At 70.5% G+C, this 4,284-nt stretch carries 3 protein-coding genes; 1 reads left to right on the top strand and 2 read right to left on the bottom strand.

The genetic code is table 11. The features are described 5' to 3' along the window. Positions 1–439: 439 nt before the first annotated feature. The gene (hemW, locus tag AB0M28_RS09120) at positions 440–1,651 is read right to left on the bottom strand and encodes a radical SAM family heme chaperone HemW (protein WP_365400172.1); all 1,212 of its coding nucleotides are present in this window, start codon (positions 1,649–1,651) and stop codon (positions 440–442) included. A gap of 250 nt (positions 1,652–1,901) precedes the next feature. Further along, the gene (gene rpsT / locus AB0M28_RS09115; protein WP_365400169.1) at positions 1,902–2,168 is read right to left on the bottom strand and encodes a 30S ribosomal protein S20; all 267 of its coding nucleotides are present in this window, start codon (positions 2,166–2,168) and stop codon (positions 1,902–1,904) included. Positions 2,169–2,343: 175 nt separating this feature from the next. On the opposite strand from rpsT, the gene lepA reads away from it, so the two are divergent. Further along, on the top strand, positions 2,344–4,209 hold the full coding sequence (gene lepA / locus AB0M28_RS09110) for a translation elongation factor 4 (protein ID WP_365400166.1): 1,866 nt from the start codon (positions 2,344–2,346) through the stop codon (positions 4,207–4,209). Positions 4,210–4,284: the final 75 nt, after the last annotated feature.

Genomic DNA, 4,284 nt, shown 5'->3' with positions numbered 1-4,284 from the left:
GCGGGATAGCGCGCCCTGCCCGGTCGGCCCGCGCCAGACGGACGGGACGCGGCGCATCGCGTCGCCCTGGCAGGCGAGCGGGATAGCGCACCTTGCCCTGTCGGCCCGCGCCGGACAGGCGGACGCGGCGCAGCGCGCTATCGGCCTGTCGCGGACGGGCGAGATGCAGCGCAGCGCGCTATCGGCTTGTCGCGGACGGGCGAGATGCAGCGCAGCGCGCTATCGGCTTGCACGGGGCGGGCTGGGACGGACCGGGCGCAGTAGATGGGCGCTCCGGTGTGCGCGCCGAAGTTCCGAATCCGGATGACGACAGCGCGACAGCACCCCACCCAGCCCGGCCGGCGTTTGAGGCCGAGCGCCGTTCAGGCGCGATGCGGGCGCAGCCCGCGAAGGGGGCCCGGGGGCGAAGCCCCCGCAGCGCAGACGCGACCAGCCGGGGCTAGTCCACGAGGTCCCGCACGACCGCGTCCGCCAGCAACCGCCCGCGCAGCGTGAGCACCGCCCGCCCCGCGTCGTACGCCTCCGCCTGGAGCAGCCCGTCCGCGACCGCCCGACGGGCCGCCGCCGCCCCCGCCGGCGCGAGCAGCGAAAGAGGGCACCCCGCCGCCAGCCGCAGCTCCAGCAGGATCCGCTCCACCCGCCGGTCCTCCGCCGCGAGCAGCTCCCGCCCCGCGCCGGGCGAGCGCCCCTCGGAGAGGGCCTGCGCGTACGCCGCCGGATGCTTGACGTTCCACCAGCGGACCCCGCCGACGTGGCTGTGCGCGCCGGGCCCCGCGCCCCACCAGTCGGCGCCGGTCCAGTACAGCTCGTTGTGCAGGCAGCGCGCCGCCTCGGACGTCGCCCAGTTCGACACCTCGTACCACTGGAATCCCGCCGCCGACAGCGTCTCCTCGGCGATCAGATAGCGGTCCGCGTGCTCGTCGTCGTCCGTCATCGGGACCTCCCCGCGCCGGATCCGCCGCGCGAGCTGCGTGCCCTCCTCGACGATCAGCGCGTACGCCGAGATGTGATCGGGCCCCGCCCCGACCGCCGCGTCCAGGGACGCCCGCCAGTCGTCGTCGCTCTCCCCCGGCGTGCCGTAGATCAGGTCCAGGTTGACGTGCTCGAACCCCGCCGCCCGCGCCTCGGCGACGCACGCCTCCGGCCGCCCGGGCGTATGCGTGCGGTCCAGCACCTTCAGCACGTGCTGCCGCGCGCTCTGCATCCCGAAGGACACCCGGTTGAAGCCCCACTCCCGCAGCTCCGCCAGATACGCCGGATCGACGGACTCGGGATTGGCCTCGGTCGTCACCTCGGCGTCGTCCGCCAGCCCGAACTCGTCCCGGATCGCCCCGAGCATCCGCCCGAGGTCCGCGGCCGGCAGCAGGGTCGGCGTACCGCCGCCGACGAAGACGGTGCGGACCGGCCGCGGGTCGTCGCCCAGCACCTTGCGGGCCAGGCGCACCTCGTCGACCAGGGTCTGCGCATAGTCGTCACGCGACGTACCGCGCAGCTCACTCGCCGTGTACGTGTTGAAGTCGCAGTAACCGCAGCGCGTCGCGCAGTACGGAACATGCACGTAGAATCCGAGCGGTCCGGCCCCGCCCAGCGCATCGGCGGGCAGCGCCCCGTCATCGGGCATGGGCAGACCATCGGGCAGTACGGAGGGCATGCCCCCATTGTCCCAGGTCCGGGAAACCCGAAATCCCGGGGAACCCGAAAGCCCAAGGTGGCAAGCCGAAGCCCCGACCCGCTCCGCCTGGGGAAGGCGGGACGAGCCGGGGCTCAGGTCAAACAAAGAGGTGTGCGCCGCACCCGCGTGGCGAACGCAGGCCGCGTGCAGCGCGTGCTGCCGGGGTCGGAGCGGAGAGAGGGGCCGCTGCAACCCGCTCCCGGCGGGTCAAGCTCAGAGTGCGAGGAGGTCAGCCCTGCAGAGAGGCCACACGCTGAGCCAGCGCGGACTTCTTGTTGGCGGCGGCATTGCGGTGAATGACACCCTTGCTGACGGCCTTGTCGAGCTTCCGGGAAGCCTCACGCTGCGCGGAAACCGCGGCCTCGAGGTTACCGGCCTCGACAGCCTCACGGGTCTTGCGGATGGCGGTGCGAAGCGAGGACTTGACGGCCTTGTTGCGCAGGCGCGCCTTCTCGTTCGTCTTGATCCGCTTCATCTGGGACTTGATGTTCGCCACGAATAAGCCTCTGCTGTTCGTTGATACCTAACACGCGCCCGGAGAAAGTCCAGGCACAGCGATCCAGGCTACCAGCAGCCGCGACACCGTCCCAAACCGCACCGAGCCCCCCGCTCATGGGACGATAGGCGGGATACAGCAATCCGTACGCCCCCAGACTTCCGACAGGACCAAGGTGCCCGCGACCTCTACCCCCGTGCCGGAGCCCAGCCGCACCGACCCGGCGCTGATCCGCAACTTCTGCATCATCGCGCACATCGACCACGGCAAGTCGACGCTCGCGGACCGGATGCTGCAGATCACCGGCGTCGTCGAGCAGCGGCAGATGCGCGCCCAGTACCTCGACCGCATGGACATCGAGCGCGAGCGCGGCATCACGATCAAGTCCCAGGCCGTGCGTCTGCCCTGGGCGCCCACGGAGGGCGACGACACCGGCACGACGCACATCCTGAACATGATCGACACCCCGGGGCACGTGGACTTCACGTACGAGGTCTCCCGCTCCCTGGCCGCCTGCGAGGGCTGCGTCCTGCTGGTGGACGCGGCCCAGGGCATCGAGGCGCAGACCCTCGCCAACCTGTACCTGGCGATGGAGAACGACCTCACGATCATCCCCGTGCTGAACAAGATCGACCTGCCGGCCGCCCAGCCGGAGAAGTTCGCCGCGGAGCTGGCCGGCCTGATCGGCTGCGACCCCTCCGACGTGCTGCGGGTCTCCGCGAAGACCGGCGAGGGCGTCGAGGACCTGCTGAACGAGGTCGTCAAGCACGTCCCCCACCCGGTCGGCGTCAAGGACGCGCCCGCCCGCGCGATGATCTTCGACTCGGTCTACGACAGCTACCGCGGCGTCGTGACGTACGTGAAGGTCGTCGACGGCACGCTGAACAAGCGTGAGCGGATCAAGATGATGTCGACCGGTGCCCAGCACGAGCTGCTGGAGATCGGCACGAACTCGCCCGAGATGACCGCGGCCGACGGCCTCTCCGTCGGCGAGGTGGGCTATCTGATCACCGGTGTGAAGGACGTCCGCCAGTCGAAGGTCGGCGACACCGTCACCTCGGCCTCGAAGGGCGCCACCGAGGCCCTGGGCGGCTACAAGGACCCCAAGCCCATGGTGTTCTCCGGCCTCTACCCGGTGGACGGCTCGGACTACCCGGAGCTCCGCGAGGCGCTGGACAAGCTGCAGCTGAACGACGCCGCCCTGGTGTACGAGCCGGAGACCTCCGCGGCGCTGGGCTTCGGCTTCCGCGTGGGCTTCCTGGGCCTGCTGCACCTGGAGGTCGTCCGCGAGCGGCTGGAGCGCGAGTTCGGCCTGGACCTGATCGCCACCGCCCCGAACGTGGTCTACCGCGTGGTCATGGAGGACCGCAGCGAGCACATCGTCACCAACCCGTCGGAGTTCCCCACGGGGAAGATCGACGAGGTGTACGAGCCGGTGGTGCGGTCCACGATCCTCGCCCCCAGCGAGTTCATCGGCGCGATCATGGAGCTCTGCCAGACCCGGCGCGGCACGCTGCTCGGCATGGACTACCTCTCCGAGGATCGCGTCGAGATCCGCTACACGCTCCCCCTCGCCGAGGTGGTCTTCGACTTCTTCGACCAGCTGAAGTCCAAGACCCGCGGTTACGCCTCGCTGGACTACGAGCCCACCGGCGAGCAGACGTCCGACCTGGTCAAGGTGGACATCCTGCTGCACGGCGACAAGGTGGACGCCTTCTCGGCGATCACCCACAAGGACAAGGCGTACGCGTACGGCGTGCGGCTGGTCGCCAAGCTGAAGGAGCTCATCCCCCGGCAGAGCTTCGAGGTGCCGGTGCAGGCCGCGATCGGTTCCCGGGTGATCGCCCGCGAGACCATCCGCGCCATCCGCAAGGACGTGCTCGCCAAGTGCTACGGCGGTGACATCAGCCGTAAGCGCAAGCTGCTGGAGAAGCAGAAGGAGGGCAAGAAGCGGATGAAGATGGTCGGCTCCGTGGAGGTCCCCCAGGACGCGTTCATCGCGGTGCTGTCCTCGGACGAGGGCGACAAGGGCAAGAAGTAGCGCACCGGCGTGGTGCCGCCCGGGAGGGCGGCGCCACGCCCCCGCGGGACGGCGCCGCCGGAGCCGCGAAAAGGC

Origin of the sequence: Streptomyces sp. NPDC051940 (genome assembly GCF_040680895.1) — a bacterium.
Taxonomy (GTDB): Bacteria; Actinomycetota; Actinomycetes; order Streptomycetales; family Streptomycetaceae; genus Streptomyces.
This window is presented reverse-complemented; position numbering and strand designations above follow the sequence as displayed.